This is a genomic window from Frigoribacterium sp. Leaf44, from assembly GCF_001421865.1.
Classification (GTDB): Bacteria; Actinomycetota; Actinomycetes; order Actinomycetales; family Microbacteriaceae; genus Frigoribacterium.
Map to the genome: position 1 here is coordinate 12354 of NZ_LMLG01000005.1, position 23546 is coordinate 35899.

Here is a 23546-nt window from a genome sequence, read left to right on the forward strand (position 1 = left end):
GGATCGTCGAACCCGAGCACCCGCCCGTCGTCCCGGGTGGCGATGCCGTGGTGGCCGAGGCGCTCGCCGAGGGCGCCCAGGTCGTCGGCCGTCGGCACCTCGATGCGCACCAGGCCGAGGCCCAGCCCCAGCTGGCGACGCCCGGCCCCGGCGCTGTTCCAGGTGTTCATCGCCATGTGGTGGTGGTAGCCGCCCGCGCTGACGAACAGGGCCTGCGGCCCGAAGCGCGTCGTCGTCTCGAAGCCGAGCTGCTCGACGTAGAACCGGTGGGCCGACTCGACGTCGCCCACGCTCAGGTGCACGTGGCCGACCGTGGCGGGACGGGATGCCGAGCCGGCCAGCGCCTCCTCGGTGACGTTCTGCTGCACGAACGCGTTCGGGTCGAGGGCGAGGGTCGCCATGTCGACCTGGCCGTGGGTCCAGGACCACTCGGAGCGCTGACGGTCCCAGTAGAGCTCGATGCCGTTGCCCTCGGGGTCGGTGAAGTAGAAGGCCTTGCTGACGAGGTGGTCGGCGCTGCCGGTGAACGTGCCGGGGTGACGGGTCGCGACGCCGTAGACGGCGGCGGCGAGGTCGGCCTCGGTCTCGAACAGGATCGCGGTGTGGAACAGGCCGGCCTCGCGCGGCCCGGCGTGCTTCAGCTCGGGCGCGTGCTCGAGGATGACGATCGGGGTCGCTCCTCGACCGAGGACCACGCGGCCCACGGTCGGTTCGGCGGCCAGCACCGTCAGGGTCACGGCGTCGCGGTAGTAGGCGGTCATCGCGTCGAGGTCGGCGACCCGGAGGGTGACCGCCCCCATGCCGGTGTCGGCGGCGAGCAGGTCGGACGAGGAGGCGCGCGTCGCGTCGGTCGCGGAGGTGTCGGTCATGAGGGCCCTCGGTCTGGTCGGGTGGTCACCGGGTCGGTGACGTGTCACCAACGGGAACCGGCCGGTCGGGCCGGGCATTCCCGACGACGTCGCACCGCATTTCGTGCACCGGATCTCGACGCGGCGCAGTGCACGAAACGCGGTGCGGAGCCCGGGTCGGGCGCCGGGGCTGGGGACCGGGGCGTGGGGCCCCGGTCAGCGGGCGGTGAGGCGCTCGATGAGTTCGCGGTAGCGGGCGGCCGTGCGGGCGACGATGTCGTCGGGCAGGGCGGGGGCCTCGCCCGTGCCGTCCCAGTGCGCGGAGAGCCAGTCGCGGACGATCTGCTTGTCGAAGCTCTGGGTGCGGTTGCCCGAGGCGTAGACCTCGGCGTCCCAGAAACGGCTGCTGTCGCTCGTCAGCACCTCGTCGCCGAGGGTGATCTCGCCCGTGGCCCTGTCGGCGCCGAACTCGAACTTGGTGTCGGCGAGGATGACCCCGCGGGCCTCGGCCACGTCGGACGCCAGACGGTAGATCTCGAGCGACCGGTCGCGAAGGGCCGCCGCGGTCTCGGCGCCGACGAGTTCGACGGTGCGTTCGAACGAGATGTTCTCGTCGTGCTCGCCGAGTGGCGCCTTGTACGCCGGGGTGTAGATCGGTTCGGGCAGGCGGTCGCCGTTCGACAGCCCCTCGGGCAGCGGGATGCCGCAGACGGTGCCGTGCTCGCGGTACTCGGCCCAGCCGCTGCCGACCAGGTACCCGCGGACGACGCACTCGACGGGGAACATGTCGAGCGGCTTCACGAGCATCGCGCGGTCCCGGACCTGCGCGGGCAACGAGACGGAGGCGGCGGTCGGGTCGACGAGGTGGTTCGGCACGGTCGCCAACTGCGCGAACCACCAGAGGCTGAGCTGCGTCAGCAGGGCACCCTTGCCCGGGATGCCGGGCTCGAGCACCTGGTCGAAGGCGCTGACCCGGTCGCTCGCGACGACCAGCACGTGCTCGGTGTCGGCGAGGGTGGCGGCGTCGCCGACCGAGCCGGCCACCGGTGCCGGGACGTAGAGGTCGCGGACCTTGCCCGAGTAGACGGGCGTCCAGCCGTCGAGGTGGCGCGGGGTGCCCGGCGTGACGGGCGTCGCCTGGCGCGTCGCGCCTCCTGCGGTCCCGTCGGCCGGGGCCGTGGTGCCGTCGGGGGCCGTCATCGGGCGACCCGCTCGGCGATGTCGTGACGGTACTGGCCGCCCTCGAGTTCGATGCGCGAGAGGGCGTCGTAGACCCGACCCCTGGCCTCGGTGAAGTCGGACCCCTCGGCCACCACGCTGAGCACGCGCCCGCCGGTGGCGATGAGCCGGTCGTCGAGGCGGGCGGTCGCGGCGTGGGCCACGTGGACGCCGGCGACGGCGGTCGCGTCGTCGAGCCCCCGCAGCGGGCGACCGCTGACGGCGCCCTCGGGGTAGCCCTCGCTGGCGAGGACCACCGTCACGGCGACGTCGGTGGAGAAGCGCGGCGACTCGTGGTTGCCGAGCGACCCGGTCGCGGCGGCGAGCAGCAGTCCGCTCAGCGGCGTGACCAGACGGGGCAGGACGACCTGCGTCTCGGGGTCGCCGAACCGGGCGTTGAACTCGATGACGCGCACGCCCTTCTCGGTGAGGATGAGCCCGGCGTAGAGGAGGCCGATGAACGGCGTGCCCTCGGACTCGAGCTGTCGCACCGTCGGGGTGGCGATGGTGTCGAGAACCTCGTCGACGAAGTCCTTCTCGCTGCCGAAGCGGTCGGCCAGCCAGGGGAGCGGCGAGTAGGCGCCCATGCCACCGGTGTTGGGGCCGGCGTCTCCGTCGAGCAGGCGCTTGTAGTCCTGTGCCGGGCTGAGCGGCACGACCGTGTGACCGTCGCTGAGGAAGAACAACGAGACCTCGGGGCCCTCGAGGAACTCCTCGACGAGGACGGGCCCGTGCTGCAACCAGTAGGTGGTGTGCTCGACCGCCGCGGCGCGGTCGTCCGAGACGAGGACGCCCTTGCCGGCCGCCAACCCGTCGGCCTTGACGACGTAGGGGGAACCGAAGTCGTCGAGCACCGCGACGGCCTCGTCGAGGGTGCCCACGCGCGTGGCCCGCCCGGTGGGCACGCCGGCCTCGTCCATGATGCGTTTCGCGAAGGTCTTGCTGCCCTCGAGTGCCGCGGCCTTCTTGCCGGGACCGAAGACCGGGATGCCCCGGGTGCGGAGGGCGTCGGCGACACCGGCCACCAGCGGTGCCTCGGGGCCGACGACGACCAGCTCGACGTCGTTCTCGAGCGCGTACTCGGTGACGACGGCACCGTTGGACGGGTCGAGGTGCACGATGCCGACCTGGTCGGCGATGCCCGCGTTGCCGGGGGCCGCGGTGATCTCGTGGCCCGCGTCTTCGCGCAACAGGGCGGTGATGATGGCGTGCTCGCGAGCACCGGAACCGAGGACGAGGATTCGCACGCGCCACAGCCTACCGAGGGTGTGCCGCGGTGCCGAGTCCGAGGTGGCGGCTGCGCTGCCGCACCGAGTCCGGGGCGGGGGCGGGGGTGTGCAATTCGCGACCAGTGGGCTGCGCCACGCCGCGGGAGGGCGGAGGTGAGCGGAGTGTCGGGGGGTGGCTGTCGGGTTCGGCCCGCCGGGGGCGCCCTGGGCGGTCGGGATGTGCTCGCGCGGGACGGGACGGGACGGGACGGGGACGGGACGGGACGGGACCGGACGGGGACGGGACCGGACGGGGACGGGACCGGACGGGGACGGGGACGGGACGAGGACGGGGAGCGGGACCTGGACCGGGACGGGGAGGCGCAGCTCGGGAAGGGGAGGCGCGGGTAGCGTGGGCGCATGGCCAGGGCACGGATCGACGACGCGGCGGGATCGGCCGCCGTGGGCGAGGTGCGGACGGCGCTCGCCGCCGACGGGACCGCGCCGCGGCCGGTGACCGCCATGGCCGTCCGCTGGTTGCTGCAGGTGCTCGCCGACGGCGAACCCGGGGCCACGGTCGAGGTGCGCGTGCCGCCGTTCGGCGCCGTGCAGTTCCGCGAGGGGCTCAGCCACACCCGGGGCACACCGCCCAACGTCGTCGAGACCGACGCCGCCACCTTCGTGCGACTCGCCACCGGCGACCTCAGCTGGCAGGAGGCGCGGGCCGGGGCGCTCGTGTCGGCATCCGGCAGCAGGGCCGACCTGACCGGCTACGTGCCGATCGCCTGGCAGCGGGGCTGACCCGCGCCTCCTCGGTGGCCCATGCTCGACGTCGAGACGGGCGTCGGCGATGGTCAGCCGCCTCTGGGATGATGGGCGGGTGACGAACGCACCCGACGACCAGCAGCGACCCGAGCCCGTCGTCGAGCCCTCCGTCGGTCGCGCCGCCGAGTCCACCGTCGAACGTGACGAGGTCACCGTGCGTCGGGCGCCCAAGGTGCCCGTCTTCTTGATCATGGGCGCGGCGCTCGGGGTCGTCGTGTCGCTGATCGTCACCTCGCTCTTCCCGTTCGACTCGGGCGAGGGCGTCGCGCAGACCTACGGGTACATCTCGCTGTGGGGTCTCACGATCGGCGGGGCCGTCGGCTGCGTCGTCGCCATCGTCGCCGAGCGGATCACCAGCCGGGGCGCGAAGCGCGTCCAGGTCGAACGTGAACGCCTCGAGGTTCCCGTCGCCGAGCCCGACGCCGATCCCCGTCAGGTGACCGACGGCGACTCCGACCGCGCCTGACGTCGCCCGGCCGACCGCGCCTGACGTCGCCCGGCCGACCGCGTGCGAGCCGACGGCCCTGGTCAGGCTCCGCGAGCCCGGCGCAACCGGGTGAGGAGCTCGGGCCCCCGGGCGTCGAGCAGGCGTCCACCACGTCGGATGCCGACGACCATCAGCACGGCCCCGAGGACGACGCCGACGACGAGCGTCAGCAGCCCCAGCAGCACCGACCCCTGAACCAGCGCCACGATGCCGAGCACGAGCTCGGGCAGCGACGCCACGAAGACGATCGCCCACGAGGCGTAGAGGCCCAGGGCCGAGGTGACGTTGGCCCCGGGCGGGGACTTGAAGGGGCTCTCGCCCGCCGCGGGGACGGGCATCAGGTACAGCGCCGAGGCCACGCTCGACACGCCGAACCCGGTGAGCAGCAGGCCCAGGCCGATGCCGAGCAGGGCCGGGGCCACGTCGAATCGACCCACCACCGCCAGCGGGACGAGCGTGGCGAGCACGACGGAGGGCACCGCGAACAGCGAGAGCGTGAGGACGCGACCGGCGCGGTCGGCCGAACCCGCCAGCCCGGTCGACAGGTGGGCGGCGAAGGCCGTGCCGTCGTACGAGACGTCGGCGGCCAGTGTGATCGCGAGCAGGGCGGCGACGGCCGGGCCGATGGCGTACAGCGGCCAGGTCGTCTCGAGGGAGAACGACAGGAAGATCGCCAGGACCGGCATCAGGGGGACGACGATCAGCGACCCGCCGTACCGAGGGTCGCGCAACCAGTAGACGGCCGTCCGGGCCGCGACCGCACCCGTCGGCGTCGCGGGGAAACGCGCGAAGAGTCCGAGGCCCTTGGACGCCGAGGTGGCCGTGACGGCCGGGGGAGCCACGAGCGCGGTCGCCAGGCCCCGCCGCCACAGCAGCAGGAGCACACCCAGGGTGGCCAGGGCGATGAGGGCCTTGAGGGCGGCCTCGCCCGGTCGGCCGAGGGCGACGTCGCCGGGGATCGACCAGGCGGCGCCGAGCGGGCTCCACGACAGGGCGTGGGCGACGCGGGGCAGGTCGTCGCCGAGCGAGCTGAGTCCCTGTCCGACCAGGCCGATCAGGGGCCCGGCCAGGATGAGGGGCACGAAGATCGCGACGCTCATCAGCTCGCGGTAGCGACGCTTGGCGCCCAGCGCGCTGGTGGCGGTCTCGACCGCACGGGACGCCGCGACGCAGACGAAGACTCCGAGCACCCCACAGAACGGGGCGAGGACGGCGGACAGCGGGTGCTGCAGCCAGCTGAAGGTCGTCGCGAGGGCGGCGACGAGCGTGACGATGCCCGGGATGCCCAGCAGCCCCGCGACGAACAGGGCGGCGAGGAGCCGGTCGGCGGGCAAGGGGAACTGACGCAGCTTCGAGACGCTGAGGGTCTGGTCGTAGCCCCGGGCGACGAACGGCACGACGACCCAGCCGACGACCACGAGCGAGCCACCGAGCACGCCGGCCGTCCAGGCCCAGCGCTCGGGCGCGAACGAGAGGGCGACGAGGCCGACGACGACGGCGGCGAGCACGCCGAGGCCGTAGAGCCCGCCGATGACGGCCGCGACGATCTGCCAGGTGCTGCGCTTGAAGCCGTTCAGCAGCACCCGCCAGCGCAGACTCAGGAGGTGCGCAACCACGACGGCCCCTCGTTGTGCTGGCGGCCACCGACGAGTTCGACGAAGCGGTCTTCGAGAGTGGAGCCGGCGCGCACGTCGTCGGTCGTGCCGGCCGCGAGCACGCGACCGGCCGCGATGACGGCGACGTGGTCGCACATGCGCTGGACGAGGTCCATCGAGTGGCTCGACACGATGACCGTGCCGCCGTTCTGCGTGTAACCGTGCAGGATGTCGCGGATGTTCGCGGCCGAGATCGGGTCGACCGACTCGAACGGCTCGTCGAGGACGAGGAGGCGCGGCGCATGGACCAGCGCGCAGGCGAGCGCCACCTTCTTGGTCATGCCCGCGGAGTAGTCGACGACGAGCGTGCCGCCGGCCGAGCGGAGGTCGAGCAGGTCGAGGAGGTCGCCGACCCGCTGTGCCGTCGTCTCGCGGCTCATGCCGTTGAGCAGGCCGTGGTAGGTGACGAGCTGCTCGCCGGTGAGGCGGTCGAAGAGCGAGATGCCGTCGCTGAGCACGCCCACGAGCGACTTGGCGTGCGTCGGGTCGGACCAGACGTCGACGCCCAGCACCTCGATCCGGCCCGCGTCGGGACGCAGCAGCCCGGTCGCCATCGAGAGCGTGGTCGTCTTGCCGGCGCCGTTCGGGCCGACGAGGCCGAAGAACGAACCCGTCGGCACGGTCAGGTCGATTTCGTCGACGGCGACCTTGTCGCCGAACGCCTTGCGCAGACCGGTGATCTGCAGGGCGGACGCCGGGGGCGTCACGGTCGGTTCGGGGCGGGGCATGCCGACGTCGCTCATGGCCCCCAGCCTAGGGATGCCCACCGGCACCGCGCCTCCCCCAGGGGGTGGAAGCGGGGCGAGGCGAGGGTGGCGACGGGCGCGCGGTCGACACGCAGCGCAGGAGGCGCGGGTGCCGACGGACCCGCCGGCTCAGCTGAGCTGGTTGGCCTCGACCCAGGCGAGGTACTCGGGGCTGACGGTGCCGGTGACGTAGTCGCCCGTGAAGCAGCTCATCTCGAGCTCGGTGACGTCGCTGCCCTCGGTGATGGCGGCCTGCATGTCGGCGACCTCTTGGTAGATGAGGTGGTCGGCACCCAGTTCGCGGGCGATCTCGGGGATCTTGCGGTCGTGGGCGACCAGCTCGTGCCGCGACGGCATGTTGATGCCGTACACGTGCGGGAAGCGCACCGGGGGAGCGGCCGAGGTGAAGGTCACCTTGTTCGCTCCGGCGGCCCGGGCCATCTCGACGATCTCGCGCGACGTCGTCCCGCGGACGATCGAGTCGTCGACGATCAGGATGTTCTTGCCCTTGAACTCGCTCGACATCGCGTTGAGCTTCTGGCGCACCGACCGCTTGCGCTCGGCCTGCCCCGGCATGATGAAGGTGCGCCCCACGTAACGGTTCTTGTAGAAGCCCTCGCGGTACTCGATGCCGAGCTTCTGGGCGACCTGCATGGCTGCGGGGCGGGACGAGTCGGGGATCGGCATGACGACGTCGATGTCGCCGATCGGCGAGTGCGCGGCGATCGTGTCGGCCAGCCGGTTGCCGAGGCGCAGTCGGGCGTCGTAGACCGAGATGCCGTTCATGATCGAGTCGGGGCGGGCCAGGTAGACGTACTCGAACGAGCAGGGGATGAGGCGCGGGCTGGCGTGGCACTGCTTCGACACCATCTGGCCGTCGAGCGAGATGAAGACGGCCTCGCCGGGGGCGACGTCGCGGACGATCTCGTAGCCGCCGGACTCGAGGACGAGCGACTCGGAGGCGGTGATCCATTCGTCGCGGACGCCGTCGGCGGCGAGACGGCGACCCAGGACCAGCGGGCGGATGCCGAAGGGGTCGCGGAAGGCCAGCAGACCGTGGCCGGCGATCATGGCGATGGCCGCGTACGAGCCCTGCACCCGGTCGTGCACGCGGGACACCGCGGCGAAGATCTGCTCGGGGTCGAGCTCGCTGCCGTTGACCTGCTCTTGCAGCTCGTGCGCCAGCACGTTGACCAGCAGTTCGGTGTCGCTGTTCGTGTTGAGGTGGCGCCGGTCGACGTGGAAGAGCTCGCTCGTGAGCTCGCGCGTGTTCGTCAGGTTGCCGTTGTGGATCAGCACGATGCCGTAGGGCGCGTTCACGTAGAACGGCTGCGCCTCTTGCTCGTTGCTGGCCGCGCCCTTGGTGGCGTAGCGCACGTGGCCGAGGCCCATGTTGCCGAGCAGCGCACGCATGTCGCGGGTGCGGAAGCCCTCGCGGACCTGCCCCTTGGTCTTGTGCACGTGGAAGATGCCGCCCTCGGCGGTGGCGATGCCGGCGCTGTCCTGCCCGCGGTGCTGCAACAGGAGGAGCGAGTCGTAGACGAGTTGATTTGCTGGCTCGTGCGCGACGAGACCGACGATGCCGCACATGCGGATCTGGCTCCAGACCGTAGAGTTGGGGTTACCGCGACAGTCTAGAGCGACACCGAACGGATGAACGAATGGCGACCTCCTCTGCCCACTCGACCAGCGCCTCCTACGCCGCAGCGGGGGTCGACACGGCCGCCGGCGACCGGGCGGTCGAGCTGATGAAGGCGGCCGTCGGTGCCACGCACGGCCCCGGTGTCGTCGGCGGCGTGGGCGGGTTCGCCGGGCTGTTCGACGTGTCGTTCCTCAAGGACTTCGACAAGCCGTTGCTCGCCACGTCGACCGACGGCGTCGGCACGAAGGTCGCCATCGCCCAGGCGCTCGACAAGCACGACACGATCGGGCAAGACCTGGTCGGCATGGTCGTCGACGACATCGTCGTGGTCGGCGCCCGGCCGCTGATCATGACCGACTACATCGCCTGCGGCCGCGTGGTGCCGGCCCGCATCGCCTCGATCGTCGAGGGCATCGCCCGGGCCTGCAGCGAGACGGGCACCGCCCTCGTCGGCGGCGAGACCGCCGAGCACCCCGGCCTGCTCGGGCCCGACGACTACGACGTGGCCGGCGCCGCGGTCGGTGCGGTCGAGTCGGGGCGCCAGCTCGGCCCGCACCTCGTCGGCGACGGCGACGTCGTGCTCGCGCTCGCCTCGTCGGGCGTGCACTCGAACGGCTTCTCGCTCGTGCGCCACATCCTGGCCTCACGCGACCTCGGCTACGACGACACCCTGCCCGAGTTCTCGGGCACCGTCGGCGAGGCGCTGCTCGAACCGACGCGTCTCTACACGTCACCCTTGTTGCGCGTGCTCGACGACCCCGCGCTCGACGGCGCGATCCACTCGCTCAGCCACGTCACCGGGGGCGGCATCGCGGCCAACCTCGCTCGCGTGCTCCCCCTCGGGTCGTGGACCGAGGTCGACCGCTCGACCTGGTCGCCGCTGCCCGTCTTCCGGGTGCTGAGCGACCTGGCCGGCTCGACCCTCGAGTCGAGCGAGGGCACCTGGAACCTCGGCATCGGCATGATCGCCGTCGTCGCCGCGTCGCAGGCAGACGCGGTCACCTCGGCCCTCGAGGCCGACGGCATCGCGACCTGGCCCGTCGGCACCGTCTCGACCGGGCAGCGCGATCTCGCCGGGTTCGAACAGGGCGCCAAGGGCGTCGACGGAGGCGCGGTGCGGCTCGTCGGGTCCTACGCGGGCTGATCGCCCGTCACGCCGAGTGGCGTCGCCCCGGCGTCGGCGTACGATGAACGCACGCCCGTGCCGGGCGCGCTGACGACGACGTCAGACCGGACGACGAAGGAGTCGACCCATGAGCACCACCCGCATCCCCCTCCCTGCCGTCTCGCGTGCGGCGGTCGCCGCCCCGCGCAGCGCCCGGATCAGCCGCGTCCCCGCCGAGCCCGCACCGCTGCGGTCGTCCGCGTCACCCGTCACCGGGGGGCGCAAGGTCGCGGCTCTCACGGCCGGCGGCATGATCCTGCTGCTCGTCGTGGGGCTGCTGCCCGCGGTCGCGACGCTCGTCGGCGGCTGAGCCGCGCCTCCTGACGGCGGCACCGTCGCGCGTTCGACCCGTCGCCCGTCGAGCAGGTGACACACGACGATGGCCCCCCGAGAGATCGAGGGGCCGTCGTCGTGTGGCGTGCGTCGTGCGGACTCAGAGGACGCAGAACTCGTTGCCCTCGGGGTCGGCAAGAACCACCCACGACACGTCGGAGTCGTCTTGGCCGACCTGTGCACGGACGGCCCCGAGCGACTCGAGTCGCGCGACCTCGTCGGCCTGCGTCGCCTCGCGGCTCTGACCGTCGACCGGGGTCGGGCGGAAGTCGAGGTGCAGACGGTTCTTGACCGTCTTGGCTTCGGGGACGCTCACGAAGAGCAACCCGGGCAGCGTGTCGGGCGTCGGACGGATCTCGGGTTCGTCGTCGTCGGACGAGACGACCACCCAGCCGAGGGCGTCTGCCCACCAGCGTGCGAGCCGTGCGGGGTCGCTCGAGTCGACGACGACCTGCTCCCACACGAGGGACGAGGACGAAGAGGTCATCAGCCGACCGGCCTCAGGCGCTCTTGTTCTGGTCGTGCTCGGTGTCGTATTCGTCGTCGAAGTCGTCGGCCCATTTGTCGACGTATTCGTCGCCGGAGTCGTTCTTCGTCGCCAACTCTTTTTCGAGTGCACCGTAGTTGGTGTCAGGGCTGAAGTACTTCAGCTCTCTGGCGACCTTGGTGTGCTTGGCTTTTTGACGGCCGCGCCCCATGCGTGACCCCCTCTGAACTCGGCCCGGAAACGGTGTCGGACGACCCGGGAACTGCCGACAGGATGCTGGTGAAAAACTGGACCGATCTTATCATGTACCCCTAGCCCCGGCTGCCGCCTCGGACGGGCATGATGGTCGGGATGACTCCTGGGGGCGAAGGCGAGCGGACGCGGGTCCTCGTGATCGGCGCGGGCCAGGCCGGGTTGTCGGTCTCGTGGTACCTGCGGCGGCTCGGACTCGAGGTGGGTCGCGATCTCGTCGTCCTCGACCGGGGCCCCGGGTCCGGAGGCGCGTGGCAGCACCGCTGGGAGAGCCTGCGGTTGGGTGCCGCGCACCGGGTGCACGACCTGCCGGGCATGGACGGGCTGGGGCTGGGGTTCGCCGACGCCGACCGGTCGGCCCCGGCGCGTGACGTCGTCGCCGACCGGTACGCCCGGTACGAGGACGCGCTCGGGCTCGACGTGCGGCGCCCGGTCGAGGTGACCGGGGTGACCGGGCTGGGGGACGGCTTCTCGGTGCGGTGGGCGGCCCGCGCCTCCTCGGGGGGCGCTCCGGCTGCGGCGACAGGGCCGGAGTCCGGCTCTTTGCGGGCCGAGGTCGTCGTGAACGCGACCGGCACCTGGGGTGCCCCGTTCGTGCCGTGGTACCCCGGGCGCGACACCTTCCGCGGGCGCCAGCTGCACACCTCGGACTACCGGGCGGCGTCCGAGCTCGAGGGGCTCGACGTGGTCGTGGTCGGCGGCGGAACGAGCGCGATCGGCTTCGTGCTCGAACTCGACGGCATCGCGGCCTCGACGACGTGGGTGACGCGCCGACCGGTCGACTGGCTCGACCAGGGCGAGCTCGACGTCGAGTCGGCCGTCGCCGCGGTGGCGGCCCAGGATCGCGCGGCCCGGGCGGGACAGGCGCTGCCGAGCATCGTCAGTGGCACCGGCGTGCCCCGCACCCGCCGCTTCGTGTCGGGCATCGAGCGTGGCGTGCTGGTCGAGCGGCCGATGTTCGCGGCGGTCGAGCCGAACGGTGTGCGCTGGGCGGACGGCACCTTCGCTCACGCGGACGCCATCGTCTGGGCGACCGGATTCCGCCCCGAGCTGCGCCATCTGGCACCCCTCGGGCTGCGGTCGGCCGACGGGGGCGTGAGCGTCGAGGGCGGCGCCTCCACCCTCGACCCGAGGCTGTTCTTCGCGGGCTACGGGCCGCAGGCCTCGACGATCGGGGCGAACCGGGCCGGCCGGGCGATCGCCCGTCAGGTGGTCGCGCGGTTGTCGGAGAGCGACGCCGAGCGCCGACGGCAGGGGTGACGCAGGCGATGCCCGTGTGCGGGCTCGCCCGCGTTCGGCGGGAGGGTGCTCGCACCATCGGCGGCGGGGCGAGCGGGGCGAGCGGTCATGGGTGGCGGGGCGGGCGCACGGCGTGCGTGGCGGACCAGACGGCGACGGCGGCTGCGGCGGACCAGGCCTGGGGGCGGCACGAGGCGGGGTACGGCACGGGCGACGGCATCTCGCGGGCCGGGTCGCCCGAGTGGAGCTCGGGCATCCGGTAGTCGAAGGTCGGCGCCGCCGCGAGCAGGCCCTCGGCGAGCACCGCGGCCTCGTCGGCGAACCCGGCCCGGGCCAGGCCCTGCACCGCGATGGCCGTGTCGTGGGTCCAGACGCTGCCCCCGTGGTAGCTCAGGGGCCAGTAGCCGGCGCTGTCGGTCGACATCGTGCGGAGGCCGAAACCGCTGGACAGCTCGGGCGAGACGAGGCGGGAGGCGACCAGCGCCTCCTCGTCCGGGTCGAGCAGACCCGTGCCGAGCAGGTGCCCAAGGTTGCTCGTGACCGTGTCGACCGGCCGCTTGGCCGCGTCGAGGGCGATCGCCGGGTAGGCGCCCGCGGCGTCGTCGACCCAGAAGGAGGCGCGGAACCGGTCGCGCAGGCGCCCCGCCCAGTCGCGCCACGCGTCGCCGCCCGCCCGACCGAAGGCGTCGAGCAGGTCGGCCCCGTGCACGGCCGCCTCGTACGCGTAGGCCTGCACCTCGCAGAGCGCGATCGGCCCCTGGGCGAGGGTTCCGTCGCGCCACTGGACGCTGTCCCCGGAGTCCTTCCAGCCCTGGTTCGCCAAGCCGTGGCCGGTCTCGTCGACGTACTCGAGCAGCAGGTCGCCGTCGCTGTCGCCCGAGTCGCGCATCCAGGCGAGGGCTGCGTCGAGGTGCGGCAGCAGCGCCTCGACCTCGGCCCGCGGCAGGCCCCAGCGCCAGGCGTCGTGCAGCAGGCAGATCCAGAGCGCGGTCGCGTCGACGGTGCCGTAGTAGAGCGGGGGCAGGCTCACGTCCTCACCGGGGATCGTCAACGTCCGTTGACGGAGTTCGTGCATGATCTTGCCCGGCTGCTCGGCCGTCCCCGGCACGTGTCGAGTGCCCTGGAGGCCCGCGAGCACCCGCAGGGTGCCCCCCGCGACCGTGAGGTCGAGGGGCAGGGTGAAGCGGGCGGCCCAGAGCGAGTCGCGGCCGAAGAGCGTGAAGAACCAGGGCGCACCTGCGGCGTAGAACACGTCGTCGGGTGCCGTCGTCGTGGTCAGCCGGAGCGCCGCCAGGTCGTCGCGGGCACGGTCGACCCAGCGGGCGAGCCGGTCGTCACGCGGCGCCGGGTCGAGGTCGGCCCAGTGCGGCGGCGTCCGCACGCCCCGGACGACGGCGTCGGGGGCGGTCGCGACCAGGTCGAGACCGACCGTCACGGAACCCCGGGCGGGGACGACGGCGACCCACTCGACGACGAGGCCGGCGGGGGTGTCCCGGACCGCGCCTCCTCGGGTCTCGAGGTCGACCCGGACTCCTTCTGCCCGCCAGGAGGCGCGGGTGCCGTCGGACGTGAGCGTCGCGTCGCGCACGGGCGCGCCCACGATCCCGGCCTTCACGTGGTCCATGGGGGACGCGTCGGGTCGGAGGGTCGCGGCCAGGGTGACCGTGAGCTCGCGGTCGAGCCGGGAGGTGACCGTGTGGCGCTCGTGGACGCCCGTGGTCGTGACGTCACGGAGCGAGCTCAGGCGGACGTCGGGGTCGGCTCCGGCGTCGTCGAGGCCGCGCAGCAGCGACTCGAAGCGGACCGACGAGGCTCCGAGGGGCACCGTGGCCACGTGCTCGGGGACGAGACCGTCGACGGTGACGCCGTGCCCGGCGACGAGACGCACGTCGCCGAGGTAGACGCCGTGGATCGTCGCCGCGCCCATCGACCCGTCGGCGGCCGACCACGCCTGGACGGGAGCCCTCAGCACGATGGTCTCGGCGGCGAGGAACGGCTGGAGGCCGGGTGTCGGGGCCGACCGGTCGGCGTGGTCGGAATCGAGGGGGGAGGTCTGGGTCATCGGGGGCTCCTGGGGCTCCGGGTGGCGGGCGTGGGGTGCGACGGGGTGGGCGTCGCGGCGTGCATCACTCTTTGACGGCCCCGGCGCTGGCGTTCATGATGCGGCGCTGGAAGACGAAGAAGACGATGGCGACCGGGACCGTCATGACCGCGGCGGCCGCGAGCTTGATCGGGTACTGCGACCCCTGGCTCAGCTGCCCCGAGGCGAGGCTCGCGACGCCCTTGGTGAGGGTGGTCAGTTCGGGCGACTGGGTCGACACGATGAAGTGCGAGAGCTCGTTCCACGACCCCTGGAACGACAGGATGATGATCGTCACGAGGGCCGGGCGAGCCATGGGCAGGACGATCGACCAGAAGACCCGGAAGGTGCCGGCGCCGTCGATGCGCGCTTGCTCTTCGACGCTGCGGGGGATCGACTCGAAGAAGTTCTTCATGATGAAGACCCCGGCGGCGTCGGTCAGCAGCGGCACGATCATGCCCGAGTACGAGTCGTACATGCCGAGCTGGTTGATCACCAGGAACTTCGGGATGAGCAGCACGACCGTCGGCACCGCCATCACGCCGATCAGCAGCACGAAGATGACGTTGCGCCCCCGGAACTGCAGCCGCGCCAGGGCGTAGCCGGCCAGCGAGTTGAAGAAGACCCGCCCGAGCGTCACCACGATCGTCACGATCGCGGAGTTCTGGAACCAGGTCGGGAAGTCGCTGTTGAGGAACAGCTGGCGGTAGGCGGCGACCGTCGGCGTGATCGGGATCAACGCCAGCGGGTCGGAGGCCGCCTCGGGGTCGGTCTTGAAAGACGTCGCCACGTTGATCAGGAACGGCAGGATGTAGATCGCCGCGATGACGATCAGCACGGCGTAGAGCACCGAGGTGCCGGCGATGCGTCGCGTGCTGCGGGGCTCGCGCCCGGCCGGGTGAGGTGGGGCCGGGGGAGGCGCGACCGGCGAGGAGGGGTTCGTCCGGTCGGCGATCGGTGCGGTCGTGGTCATCGCTCGACTCCTGTCGTGTAGAGCCGGGTGCGTCTCTTCGACACGGCCCGGTCGCGCAGCACGATGCGCTGCAGGATCGTCAAGGCGACGATGATGACGAACAGCACGAAGGCGATGGCCGCGCCGCGACCCCACTCCTGTTCGCCGAACGCCGAGGTGTACGAGAGGTAGGCGGGCGTCAGCGTGGTCTTCTGCGGGCCGCCCTGGGTGCCGGTGTAGATCTGGTCGAAGACCTGCCAGGTGCCGATGAGGCCGAGGGTGAGGACCGTGAAGAGCGTCGGTCGCAGTTGCGGCAACGTGATGCGCCAGAAGCGCTGCCAGCCGCTCGCGCCGTCCATCATCGCGGCCTCTTGGACGTCGCCACCGAGGTTCTGCAGGGCCGCCAGGAAGAGCAGCATGAACGTGCCACTGGTGGTGAAGACGGCCATCAGGATGAACGCGGACATCGCGACCGACGGCCCGGCCAGCCAGTCCCACCAGCTGACGCCGAGAGCGGTGTGGTCGGCCAGCAGGGCCGGGGGCTGCGTGACGCCGACGACGGCGAGCAGGTTGTGCAGCACGCCGCTGGCGTCGTTGAACCACGCGGGCCCGGTGATGCCGACGAACGAGAGCAGCTTGTTCACCGCGCCGCTCTGCGAGAACAGGAACAGCCACAGGACGGTGATGGCGACCGAGCTGGTCACCGACGGGAAGTAGAACGCGGTGCGGAAGAACCCGCGGCCGCGCAGCACCTGGCGGTTCACCAACACAGCGAGCAGCAGGGCCACAGCGGTCTGGATCGGCACGACGAGGATCACGTACCAGGCGTTGTTGCGCAGGCTCAGGCCGAAGTCGCGCTCGGCCAGGCCGCCGCCGCCGAGCAGGTCTCGGTAGTTCTGCGCCCCGACGAAGCCGACGCCGGCCGCGAAGGGGGAGCCCCGGCCTGTCCAGTCCGAGACGCTGACCCAGAGGGCCATCAGGACGGGCACGGCCAGGAAGAGGCCCAGGACGATCAGCACGGGCGAGACGAACAGCCAGCCCGAGAGGCCCTCGCCGCGCGAGACGGCGCTGCGCCGTCGGGGGGCCTTGGTCGAGATCGCGGTCATGGGGACTGCCTTTCGTGCGCTGTCTCGGGTCGGTGGGTCGCGCCTCCTCGGATGATCGCCGACGAGGCGCGGCTGCGGGGGAGGAGGGAACGGGACCGGGGAGGGACGGAGGCGCGACCGCCCGGGGGAGGACGCGTCGCGGCCCCGGCCTCCCCCGTCGGGTGGGGAGTGCGGGGCACCGCGCCGGGGGAGGCGCGGTGCCCCGAGGGTTACTGGAGGATCGCCTCGAAGTTCTTCTGCGCGGACTCGAGGATCGTCTTCGGGTCGCCGTCCTTCAGGCCGGAGAGCTGCGAGTTGAAGTCGCTGATCACGGCGGCGGACCCGTCCTGCGTGGGCGTGCCCTGGGCGAACTCGACCGAGTCGAGGAACGCGGCCTGGTCGGGGTTGTCGGACTTCCAGGTGTCTGCGGCCGACTGGATCGAGGGCATGACGCCGAACGCGTCGGCGAAGGCGAGCTGCTGGTCGGTGCTCGTCAGCTGCTCGACGAGGTCGACGGCGGCCTGCTGGTTGGGGCTGTCGGCGGCGATGCCCCAGCAGTTGGTGAACTGCAACGTGCCCTGGCCGCCGGGGCCGGCGGGCAGCTCGGCCACCTGGTACGACACGTCGGGGTAGTCGTTGGTGAGTGCGCCGGTGATCCAGTTGCCCTCGATGGTCATCGCCGCCTTGCCCGTGCCGAAGGCCTCGCCGCCCCAGCCCGCGCCGAGGTCGCTCGAGAACGCGGCGTCGCCGCTGGTCAGCAGGTCTTTCACGTAGGTCAGCGCCTCGACGTTCTCGGAGGAGTCGAGCGTCGCCTCGGTGCCGTCGGCGGTGGTCACCGCGCCGCCGGCCTGCGCCATGAACGCGCCCACCCGGGCGTACTCGGGGCTGAAGGCCAGGCCCACGTGATCGGCCGTCGTGAGCTTCGCGGCGACCGCCTTCAGCGAGTCCCAGTCGGTCGGGACGTCGGCGTCGGACAGGCCGGCCGCGGCCCACATGTCGGTGTTGATGATCAGGCCGAGGGTCGAGAAGTCCTTGGGCGCGCAGTAGAACCGGTCGTCGAGCGTGAAACTGTCGACGAGGGTCGGGAAGAAGTCGCCCTCGTTGGCGAGCTGGTCGCCGTAGGCCAGCAGGCTGCCGTTCCCGGCGAAGCCCGCGAGCGTGTCGGTCGAGACGTAGAACACGTCGGCCGGCTCGCCCGAGGCGAAGCCCTGGCTGAGCTGCTGCGGCAGGTCGGAGGCCACGCTGACCTCGGCGCCGGTGCCCGAGTCGTCGGACCAGCTCGCGACGGCGTCGGTGACGGCCTTCGTCTCGGCGTCTCCGCTCGAGCCGATCAGCACGGTCAGCGAGTCGTCGCTGCTGGTGAGGGCGCCGTCGCTCGCGGCGCCCGACCCCTCGCTGAAGCCGGAGCCGCAGGCCGTGAGGGCCAGGGCCGAGATGGTGGTGAGGGCGGCTGCTGCCGCCAGGCGGGTCGTGCGTCGTCGCATGGTGGGCCTCTCGTCGCGTCGTTGCGATGGTGCGGGTGCTGTGGTCGGGGTGTGGTGCCGGGGTGGCGCCTCGGGATGGAGCGGGGTCGGACGTGCGATTTGATCGATCAAATCCGTGTCGTCAGAGTAGGCAGGCCGCCCCGTGGGTGTCAAGACCGGAGAGCCCAGAGGTACCCGGGCGCTGGGGTAACGTGACCCGAGGCCGCCGACCGGCGCCGGGGTGGAGGGCGCGATGACTCGGGTTCCGACACCGCGCCTCCCGACCGTCAGCGACGTCGCCTCGGTCGCGGGGGTGTCGCGGCAGACCGTCTCGAACGTGCTGAACGCGCCCGACATCGTCCGACCGGACACGCGGGGCCGGGTCGAGCGGGCGATCGCTGACCTCGGCTACCGACCGCACGCGTCGGCGCGACGATTGCGCACCCGAAAGAGCTCGACCATCGGCATCCGGCTCGACCCCGTGCAGAACGGCATCTCGGGCGCGGTGCTCGACCGGTTCCTGCACGCGGTCACCGAGCAGGCCGACGCTCGCGACCACCGCATCCTGCTGTACACGGCGGCCGGGCCCGACGACGAGATCGCCCAGTTCCGCCGCCTGCTCGACGGCGCCGACGTCGACGGGTTCGTGCTCACCTCGACGTTCTTCGACGACCCGCGCACCGAATGGCTGATCGACGCCGGCGCCGACTTCGTCACCTTCGGTCGGCCCTGGGGGATCGACGACATGGGCGACCCGCAACACCGCTGGGTCGACGTCGACGGCCGCGCCGGCCTCGCCTCGACGACCGACGACCTGCTCGACCGGGGTGCGACGCACGTGGCCTTCCTCGGCTGGCCCGCCGGCTCGGGCGCCGGGGACGACCGGAGGCGCGGATGGCGCGAGGCGCTCGCGTCACGGGGCACGCTCGACCCGGCCTCGATCGACGCGCTCGACCTGGCCGTCGAGGACTCGGTGCCGCTCGCCTCGGCTGCGGTCCGGTCGGTGCTCGACGCGGGAGTCGCGGTGGACGCCGTGGTGTGCGCGAGCGACACCCTCGCGCTCGGGGCATCGGTCGTGCTGGGATCGTCGGTGCCGGTCGTGGGCTATGACGACACCCCGGTCGCCTCGGCGCTCGGCCTGTCGAGCGTCGAGCAACCACTCGTCGACGTCGCAGGAGCCGTGCTCTCGCTGCTGCTCGACGACAGCGAGCCGCGGCACCGGCTGCTGCGGCCCCGCACCGTCTGGCGCTGACGCTCCCGGGCGCCGGCGCTACTTCTTCTTGCGGGGGGAGGTGCCGGTCGAGTTGCGGGCGGCCGAGCGGGCCTTGCGTGCGGCGGCGCCGCCTCCGCGGTTGCCGGCCGCCGAGCCCGGTGCGCGCGGGGGCTGCTTCGGGCCGGGTTTCGTGCCGTTCTGCGCGGGCTGGACGTCGAGGCCCCGCTGCACCGCGCCTCCTTCGACCGCCGCCCCGGCGCGGCCGTCCGGGCCCGCGTCGGCGCCCAGGGCCCCGCCGGCGGCGCCCGACCGGCGACCGGCCGGCTCGAGCACGCGGCGCGGCACGGGGCGGGGGCGGATCGGCTCGCCACGGCGGTCCTGGCCGGGGATCGGCCGCGATCGACGCCCGTAGAGCACCTCGGACGAGTCGAGCAGCCACGGCACGAGCGAGATCGTCACGCCGTGCACGAGCATGAGCTTCTGGCGGATGCGGCGGCTCTTGTGGTTGTGCAGCGCGGCCTCCCACCAGTGGCCGACGATGTAGATGGGCGTGTAGACCGTGACGACCTCGCTGCCGTGCTCTTCACGGTGGGCCTTGATGTACTTGATCAGCGGCATGCTGATGTCGCGGTACGGCGAGGCGACGATGCGCAGGGGCACCTCGATGTCCTGCTCGGCCCACTGACGCTGCAGGAGCGCCGTTGCTTCGTCGTCGATGCCCACGTGGATCGCCTCGAGCGACTCGTGGCGTGCGGCGATGGCGTAGTCGAGGGCCTTCAGCACGGGTTTCTGCATGGTGCCGACCAGCACGATCGCGTGGTCGCCGTGCGAGCCGAACTGCGTCGTGGCGTCGGGCTCGATCTCGACCAGCACGTCGCGGTAGTAGCGGTTCACGCCGAGCATCAGCACGAACAGGATCGGCATGATGACGAACACCAGCCAGGCGCCGTGCGTGAACTTCGTCACCGTCACGACGATCAGCACCGACGCGGTCAGGAGCGCACCGAACGCGTTGATGCCGCGGGCGCGGTACACGGCACCCCGGTCGGCGCATCCCTCGCGCAGCATGCGGGTCCAGTGCACGACCATGCCGGTCTGACCGAGCGTGAACGAGACGAAGACGCCGATGATGTACAGCTGGATCAGCCCCGTGACGCTGGCCTGGTACACGAGCAGGATGGCGCAGGCCACGAGGGCCAGCACGATCACGCCGTTCGAGTAGATCAGTCGGTCGCCGCGCGTGTTGAGCGCCTTGGGGGCGTACTGGTCGCGGGCGAGGATCGAACCGAGCAGCGGGAACCCGTTGAACGCCGTGTTCGCCGCCAGCAGCAGCACCGCCGCCGTGCAGGCCTGGATCACGTAGAACGGGATGCCGAACAGTGCCCCGCCGAACACCGCGCTCGCGATCTGCGCGATGAGGCTGCGCTGCGGCGTGGTGGCACAGTCCACGAACCCTTGCAGGTCGCAGGCGTCCTCGGCGTAGTGCACCTTCGCGATCAGGGCGACGGCGACGAGGCCGGCGAACAGGACGATGGCGATGCTGCCCATCAGCACGAGGGTCTTCTGGGCGTTCTGCACCTTGGGGCGTCGGAACGCGGGCACGCCGTTCGCGATGGCCTCGACGCCGGTCAGGGCCGAGCAGCCGCTCGAGAACGCCCGGAGCAGCAACAGCACGAAGGCGGCCTGCGTGAGCTGGTCGGCCTGCACCGTGTACTCGGCGCTCTCGGCGACGGGCGGGTCGCCGAGGGCGGTGCGCACCAGCGCGATGACGATCATGACGAAGACGCTCGACACGAACAGGTAGGTGGGGATCGCGAAGGCCTTGCTCGACTCGCGCACGCCGCGCAGGTTGACGGCGGCCAGCAGGATGACGAAGAAGATCGCGAGCTCGACGCGCACCGGCGCCAGTTCGGGCACGGCCGAGATGATGTTGTCGACGCCCGAGGCGACCGACACGGCCACCGTCATGACGTAGTCGACGAGCAGCGCCGAGGCGACCACGAGCCCGGCCTTCTCGCCGAGGTTCTTGTGGGCGACCTCGTAGTCGCCGCCGCCCGACGGGTACGCCTTGATCAACTGGCGGTACGAGGCGACCACGACCAGCAGCAGGACGACCACCGCGACGGCGACCCACGGTGCGAGCGTGAGGAACCCGAGGCCGCCGATCAGCAGGATCATCAGCAGCTCCTGCGGCGCGTACGCCACCGAGCTGAGCGGGTCGCTGGCGAAGATCGGCAGTGCGAGGTGCTTCGGCAGCAGCTGCCCCTCGAGCTTCTCCGAGGGCAGGGGTTCACCGATCAGCCAACGCTTCGGCGACCGGGTGTCGTTGGTCACGAGCGGCGACTCTACTCCCGTGCGAGGGCGTGTCAACTTCGCTCGCGGGCGGTTTATTCCCGGTCAGCGCGGGTCCGTCCGAACTGGTTCGTACCGGCCGTGGGCTTCGGGCTCAGGCGGACGAGGAGGCGCGGGCCGGCACCACGACGGAGGTCGCCATCCGCCGCCGGGCGAACAACGGCAACGTGATCGCCACGAGCGGGCCGATCAGCAGGGCCTCGGCCGCCGTGCCGATGCCGACCTGGCCGCCGAGCAGCCAGCCCACCGCGAGCACCGAGACCTCGATGGCGGTGCGGGCGACGCCCACCCGCCAACCCAGCCGGGCGTGCAGGCCGAGCATGAGGCCGTCACGCGGGCCCGGCCCGAAGTCGGCCCCGATGTAGAGACCGCTCGCGACGGCGAGCAACAGCAGGCCACCCGCGAAGGTCAGGCCCTGCGCCCACCACTCGGTCTGCTGCGGCAGCACGTGCAGGCCGAGGTCGGCGACCGGGCCGATCATCAGCGTGTTGGCGATCGTGCCGAAGCGCGGGCGTTGGCGCAGGGGGATCCAGAGCAGCAGGACGACCAAGCTCGTGACGAACGTGACGGTGCCGAAGGTCAGCCCGGTGTGCCGCACGAGGCCCTGCGAGAGCACGTCCCAGGGGGCGACGCCGATGCCGGCGCGGATCATGACGGCGATGGCGAAGCCGTAGGCGGTCAGGCCGACGAACAACTGCAGCAGGCGACGCGAGAGGAGCATGAGGTCGATCCAAACGTCCGACTGGCCTGGTGGCAAGGGTCCAATCGGCCTAGGGTGGCCGCGTGACCAACCTCGACCACGGTGCCACCACCGTCTCGTCGCGAGCGCTCGGGGTGCTGCTCGACTCGTGGCGCGCCTCCTCGGCTCCCGGCTACCTGGCGCTCGCCGACCGCATCCGTTTGCTCGTGCTCGACGGGCGGCTGCCCGTCGGCACGCGCCTGCCGTCCGAACGCGACCTCTGTGCGCACCTCGGTGTCAGCCGGACGACCGTCGCCGCGGCGTATGCCGCCCTCCGCGACTCGGGCCACGTCGACAGCGTCCGCGGCAGCGGCAGCGTCGTCCGCCTGCCGGCTCGTGCCTCGGTGCCTCGCCCGACGACGACCGAGGGGCTGCTCGACCTGACGAAGGCGGCGCTGCCCGCGGTCGACGGCATCGCCGAGGCGGCGCAACGGGCGGCGGGGCGGCTCGGCGCGTACCTGGACGACCCGGGCTACGACCCGGTCGGGCGGCCCGTGCTGCGCGAGGCCGTCGCCGAACGGTACCGACGCCGCGGGCTCGAGACGAGCGCCGAGCAGATCGTCGTCACCCTCGGGGCGCAGCACGCGATCGCGCTGCTCGCCCGCGTGCTGGTCTCGCGCGGCGACCGGGCCGTCGTCGAGGCGCCCGGCTACCCGCACGCCTTCGAGGCCCTCCGCGGTGCCGGCGCCCGCCTGGTTCCGGTCAGCGTCACCGTCGACGACGGCTGGGACGAAGCGGCGCTGATGCAGACCCTGCGGCGCACGAGCCCGCCGGTGGCCTACCTGATGCCCGACTTCCACAACCCCACGGGCGCGACGATGCCCGCCGACCAGCGGGTGCGCGTGCTCGAGGCGGCGGCCGCCGAGGGCACCGTGGTGATCGCCGACGAGACCATGGCCGAGATGGCCATCGACGGGGTGGAGCCGGGCTCGCGCGTCGAGCGACCCCTGCCGATGGCCGCGTACGGACGGGCCGTCACCATCGGCTCGGTCGGCAAGTCGCTCTGGGGCGGCCTGCGCATCGGCTGGATCCGCGCCGAACGCCCGCTCGTCGACCGGCTCGTGCGCGCCCGCTCGGCGGGCGACCTCGGCACTCCCGTGCTCGAGCAGCTGGTGGTCGCCGAGCTGCTCGGCGACTTCGACCGCGTGCTGGAGGCGCGGGCCGGCCACCTACGCCGAGGTCGCGACCGCGTCGTCCACGGCCTCCGCGAGGCGTTCCCGTCCTGGCAGGTGCCGTCGCCGGCGGGCGGGCTCACCACTTGGGTCGGCCTCGGAGCGCCGGTCAGCTCGCAGCTCACCCTCGCCGCCCGCCGAGAAGGGCTGCTGCTCGCCGCCGGGCCGGTGTTCGGGATCGACGGAGCGTTCGAACGGTTCCTGCGCGTGCCGTTCTCGTACGCCGACAGCGACACCGACCGCGCGCTCGCGGCCCTGCGCGCGGCGTGGGACGGGGTCGACGGGGTGCAGGCGCCGGCCTCGCCGCTGCTGGCCGAGGTGGTCTGAGCCGGGGCGTGCGGTCGGCTCGTCCCCATCACGGTGACCGGGCAGCGATCTGCACAGC

The 23546-nt window shown here is 72.3% G+C and carries 21 protein-coding genes; 7 read left to right on the forward strand and 14 right to left on the reverse strand.

The window, feature by feature from the left end; translation table 11 throughout:
* The 3 genes from ASE87_RS07395 to purD form a co-directional block, all read right to left on the reverse strand.
* The coding region (locus ASE87_RS07395; RefSeq protein WP_056227585.1) for a VOC family protein at positions 1-869 on the reverse strand (869 nt) is incomplete at its 3' end.
* 195 nt (positions 870-1064) lie between these two features.
* Positions 1065-2048 (reverse strand): phosphoribosylaminoimidazolesuccinocarboxamide synthase, encoded by a 984-nt coding sequence (locus ASE87_RS07400; RefSeq protein ID WP_082452468.1) that lies wholly within the window; start codon positions 2046-2048, stop codon positions 1065-1067.
* Positions 2045-3313 carry a phosphoribosylamine--glycine ligase gene (gene purD, locus ASE87_RS07405; RefSeq protein ID WP_043597434.1) on the reverse strand — a complete coding sequence of 423 codons (1269 nt, stop codon included), beginning with the start codon at positions 3311-3313 and terminating at the stop codon, positions 2045-2047. The genes ASE87_RS07400 and purD overlap by 4 nt, the downstream gene beginning before the upstream one ends.
* 381 nt (positions 3314-3694) lie before the next feature.
* On the opposite strand from purD, the gene ASE87_RS07410 reads away from it, so the two are divergent.
* Positions 3695-4075 carry a sterol carrier family protein gene (locus ASE87_RS07410; RefSeq protein ID WP_043597433.1) on the forward strand — a complete coding sequence of 127 codons (381 nt, stop codon included), beginning with the start codon at positions 3695-3697 and terminating at the stop codon, positions 4073-4075.
* 79 nt (positions 4076-4154) lie between these two features.
* Positions 4155-4565: a hypothetical protein gene (locus ASE87_RS07415; RefSeq protein WP_052505455.1), complete on the forward strand. Its 411-nt coding sequence runs from the start codon at positions 4155-4157 to the stop codon at positions 4563-4565.
* 62 nt (positions 4566-4627) lie between these two features.
* On the opposite strand, the gene ASE87_RS07420 is transcribed toward ASE87_RS07415, so the two are convergent.
* From ASE87_RS07420 to purF, 3 genes are all read right to left on the reverse strand, one after another.
* Positions 4628-6202, reverse strand: coding sequence for a hypothetical protein (locus ASE87_RS07420; protein WP_043597432.1), 1575 nt, complete (start codon positions 6200-6202; stop codon positions 4628-4630).
* Positions 6184-6984, reverse strand: coding sequence for an ABC transporter ATP-binding protein (locus ASE87_RS07425; RefSeq protein WP_235472237.1), 801 nt, complete (start codon positions 6982-6984; stop codon positions 6184-6186). The genes ASE87_RS07420 and ASE87_RS07425 overlap by 19 nt, the downstream gene beginning before the upstream one ends.
* A gap of 132 nt (positions 6985-7116) precedes the next feature.
* Positions 7117-8577 (reverse strand): amidophosphoribosyltransferase, encoded by a 1461-nt coding sequence (gene purF / locus ASE87_RS07430; RefSeq protein ID WP_043597430.1) that lies wholly within the window; start codon positions 8575-8577, stop codon positions 7117-7119.
* Between the two features lie 71 nt (positions 8578-8648).
* Between purF and purM the strand changes: the two genes are divergently transcribed.
* Positions 8649-9773, forward strand: coding sequence for a phosphoribosylformylglycinamidine cyclo-ligase (purM, locus tag ASE87_RS07435; RefSeq protein WP_056227234.1), 1125 nt, complete (start codon positions 8649-8651; stop codon positions 9771-9773).
* A 109-nt stretch (positions 9774-9882) separates the two neighbouring features.
* Positions 9883-10104 carry a hypothetical protein gene (locus tag ASE87_RS07440; protein WP_043597427.1) on the forward strand — a complete coding sequence of 74 codons (222 nt, stop codon included), beginning with the start codon at positions 9883-9885 and terminating at the stop codon, positions 10102-10104.
* A gap of 123 nt (positions 10105-10227) precedes the next feature.
* On the opposite strand, the gene ASE87_RS07445 is transcribed toward ASE87_RS07440, so the two are convergent.
* On the reverse strand, positions 10228-10614 hold the full coding sequence (locus ASE87_RS07445) for a VOC family protein (protein WP_056227237.1): 387 nt from the start codon (positions 10612-10614) through the stop codon (positions 10228-10230).
* Between the two features lie 13 nt (positions 10615-10627).
* The gene (locus ASE87_RS07450; protein ID WP_056227242.1) at positions 10628-10825 is read right to left on the reverse strand and encodes a DUF3073 domain-containing protein; all 198 of its coding nucleotides are present in this window, start codon (positions 10823-10825) and stop codon (positions 10628-10630) included.
* Between the two features lie 140 nt (positions 10826-10965).
* On the opposite strand from ASE87_RS07450, the gene ASE87_RS07455 reads away from it, so the two are divergent.
* A complete protein-coding gene (locus tag ASE87_RS07455) occupies positions 10966-12126 on the forward strand; it encodes an NAD(P)-binding domain-containing protein (protein ID WP_056227591.1) in 1161 nt (386 codons plus the stop codon).
* Between the two features lie 85 nt (positions 12127-12211).
* Here ASE87_RS07455 and ASE87_RS07460 read toward each other — a convergent pair whose 3' ends face one another.
* The 4 genes from ASE87_RS07460 to ASE87_RS07475 all read right to left on the reverse strand — a co-directional run bounded on the left by ASE87_RS07460 (position 12212) and on the right by ASE87_RS07475 (position 17706).
* Positions 12212-14167, reverse strand: a complete 1956-nt coding sequence (locus ASE87_RS07460; RefSeq protein WP_056227245.1) for a glycogen debranching N-terminal domain-containing protein — start codon at positions 14165-14167, stop codon at positions 12212-12214.
* 64 nt (positions 14168-14231) lie between these two features.
* Positions 14232-15158, reverse strand: coding sequence for a carbohydrate ABC transporter permease (locus tag ASE87_RS07465; RefSeq protein WP_043597418.1), 927 nt, complete (start codon positions 15156-15158; stop codon positions 14232-14234).
* Positions 15155-16243 (reverse strand): carbohydrate ABC transporter permease, encoded by a 1089-nt coding sequence (locus ASE87_RS07470; RefSeq protein ID WP_056227248.1) that lies wholly within the window; start codon positions 16241-16243, stop codon positions 15155-15157. Before ASE87_RS07470 ends, ASE87_RS07465 begins: the two co-directional genes overlap by 4 nt.
* 209 nt (positions 16244-16452) lie before the next feature.
* On the reverse strand, positions 16453-17706 hold the full coding sequence (locus ASE87_RS07475) for an extracellular solute-binding protein (protein ID WP_043597415.1): 1254 nt from the start codon (positions 17704-17706) through the stop codon (positions 16453-16455).
* A gap of 232 nt (positions 17707-17938) precedes the next feature.
* Between ASE87_RS07475 and ASE87_RS07480 the strand changes: the two genes are divergently transcribed.
* Positions 17939-18937: a LacI family DNA-binding transcriptional regulator gene (locus tag ASE87_RS07480; RefSeq protein WP_043597449.1), complete on the forward strand. Its 999-nt coding sequence runs from the start codon at positions 17939-17941 to the stop codon at positions 18935-18937.
* Positions 18938-18955: 18 nt separating this feature from the next.
* Here ASE87_RS07480 and ASE87_RS07485 read toward each other — a convergent pair whose 3' ends face one another.
* Entirely contained in the window at positions 18956-21232 is a 2277-nt protein-coding gene (locus tag ASE87_RS07485) for an APC family permease (protein ID WP_082452469.1), read from the reverse strand.
* A 112-nt stretch (positions 21233-21344) separates the two neighbouring features.
* On the reverse strand, positions 21345-21971 hold the full coding sequence (locus tag ASE87_RS07490; protein ID WP_056227251.1) for a YitT family protein: 627 nt from the start codon (positions 21969-21971) through the stop codon (positions 21345-21347).
* Positions 21972-22033: 62 nt separating this feature from the next.
* Between ASE87_RS07490 and ASE87_RS07495 the strand changes: the two genes are divergently transcribed.
* Positions 22034-23488 (forward strand): PLP-dependent aminotransferase family protein, encoded by a 1455-nt coding sequence (locus ASE87_RS07495; protein ID WP_056227253.1) that lies wholly within the window; start codon positions 22034-22036, stop codon positions 23486-23488.
* Positions 23489-23546 lie beyond the last annotated feature (58 nt).

Excerpts from the sequence above, each read along its gene's own strand:
- ASE87_RS07425 (WP_235472237.1), bottom strand. The coding sequence starts at position 6,984 with ATGAGCGACGTCGGCATGCCCCGCCCCGAACCGACCGTGACGCCCCCG.
- ASE87_RS07410 (WP_043597433.1), top strand. The coding sequence starts at position 3,695 with ATGGCCAGGGCACGGATCGACGACGCGGCGGGATCGGCCGCCGTGGGC.
- ASE87_RS07465 (WP_043597418.1), bottom strand. The coding sequence starts at position 15,158 with ATGACCACGACCGCACCGATCGCCGACCGGACGAACCCCTCCTCGCCG.
- ASE87_RS07480 (WP_043597449.1), top strand. The coding sequence starts at position 17,939 with ATGACTCGGGTTCCGACACCGCGCCTCCCGACCGTCAGCGACGTCGCC.
- purF (WP_043597430.1), bottom strand. The coding sequence starts at position 8,577 with ATGTGCGGCATCGTCGGTCTCGTCGCGCACGAGCCAGCAAATCAACTC.
- ASE87_RS07440 (WP_043597427.1), top strand. The coding sequence starts at position 9,883 with ATGAGCACCACCCGCATCCCCCTCCCTGCCGTCTCGCGTGCGGCGGTC.
- ASE87_RS07450 (WP_056227242.1), bottom strand. The coding sequence starts at position 10,825 with ATGGGGCGCGGCCGTCAAAAAGCCAAGCACACCAAGGTCGCCAGAGAG.
- ASE87_RS07475 (WP_043597415.1), bottom strand. The coding sequence starts at position 17,706 with ATGCGACGACGCACGACCCGCCTGGCGGCAGCAGCCGCCCTCACCACC.
- ASE87_RS07445 (WP_056227237.1), bottom strand. The coding sequence starts at position 10,614 with ATGACCTCTTCGTCCTCGTCCCTCGTGTGGGAGCAGGTCGTCGTCGAC.
- ASE87_RS07460 (WP_056227245.1), bottom strand. The coding sequence starts at position 14,167 with ATGACCCAGACCTCCCCCCTCGATTCCGACCACGCCGACCGGTCGGCC.
- ASE87_RS07490 (WP_056227251.1), bottom strand. The coding sequence starts at position 21,971 with ATGCTCCTCTCGCGTCGCCTGCTGCAGTTGTTCGTCGGCCTGACCGCC.
- ASE87_RS07455 (WP_056227591.1), top strand. The coding sequence starts at position 10,966 with ATGACTCCTGGGGGCGAAGGCGAGCGGACGCGGGTCCTCGTGATCGGC.
- purM (WP_056227234.1), top strand. The coding sequence starts at position 8,649 with ATGGCGACCTCCTCTGCCCACTCGACCAGCGCCTCCTACGCCGCAGCG.
- ASE87_RS07470 (WP_056227248.1), bottom strand. The coding sequence starts at position 16,243 with ATGACCGCGATCTCGACCAAGGCCCCCCGACGGCGCAGCGCCGTCTCG.
- ASE87_RS07400 (WP_082452468.1), bottom strand. The coding sequence starts at position 2,048 with ATGACGGCCCCCGACGGCACCACGGCCCCGGCCGACGGGACCGCAGGA.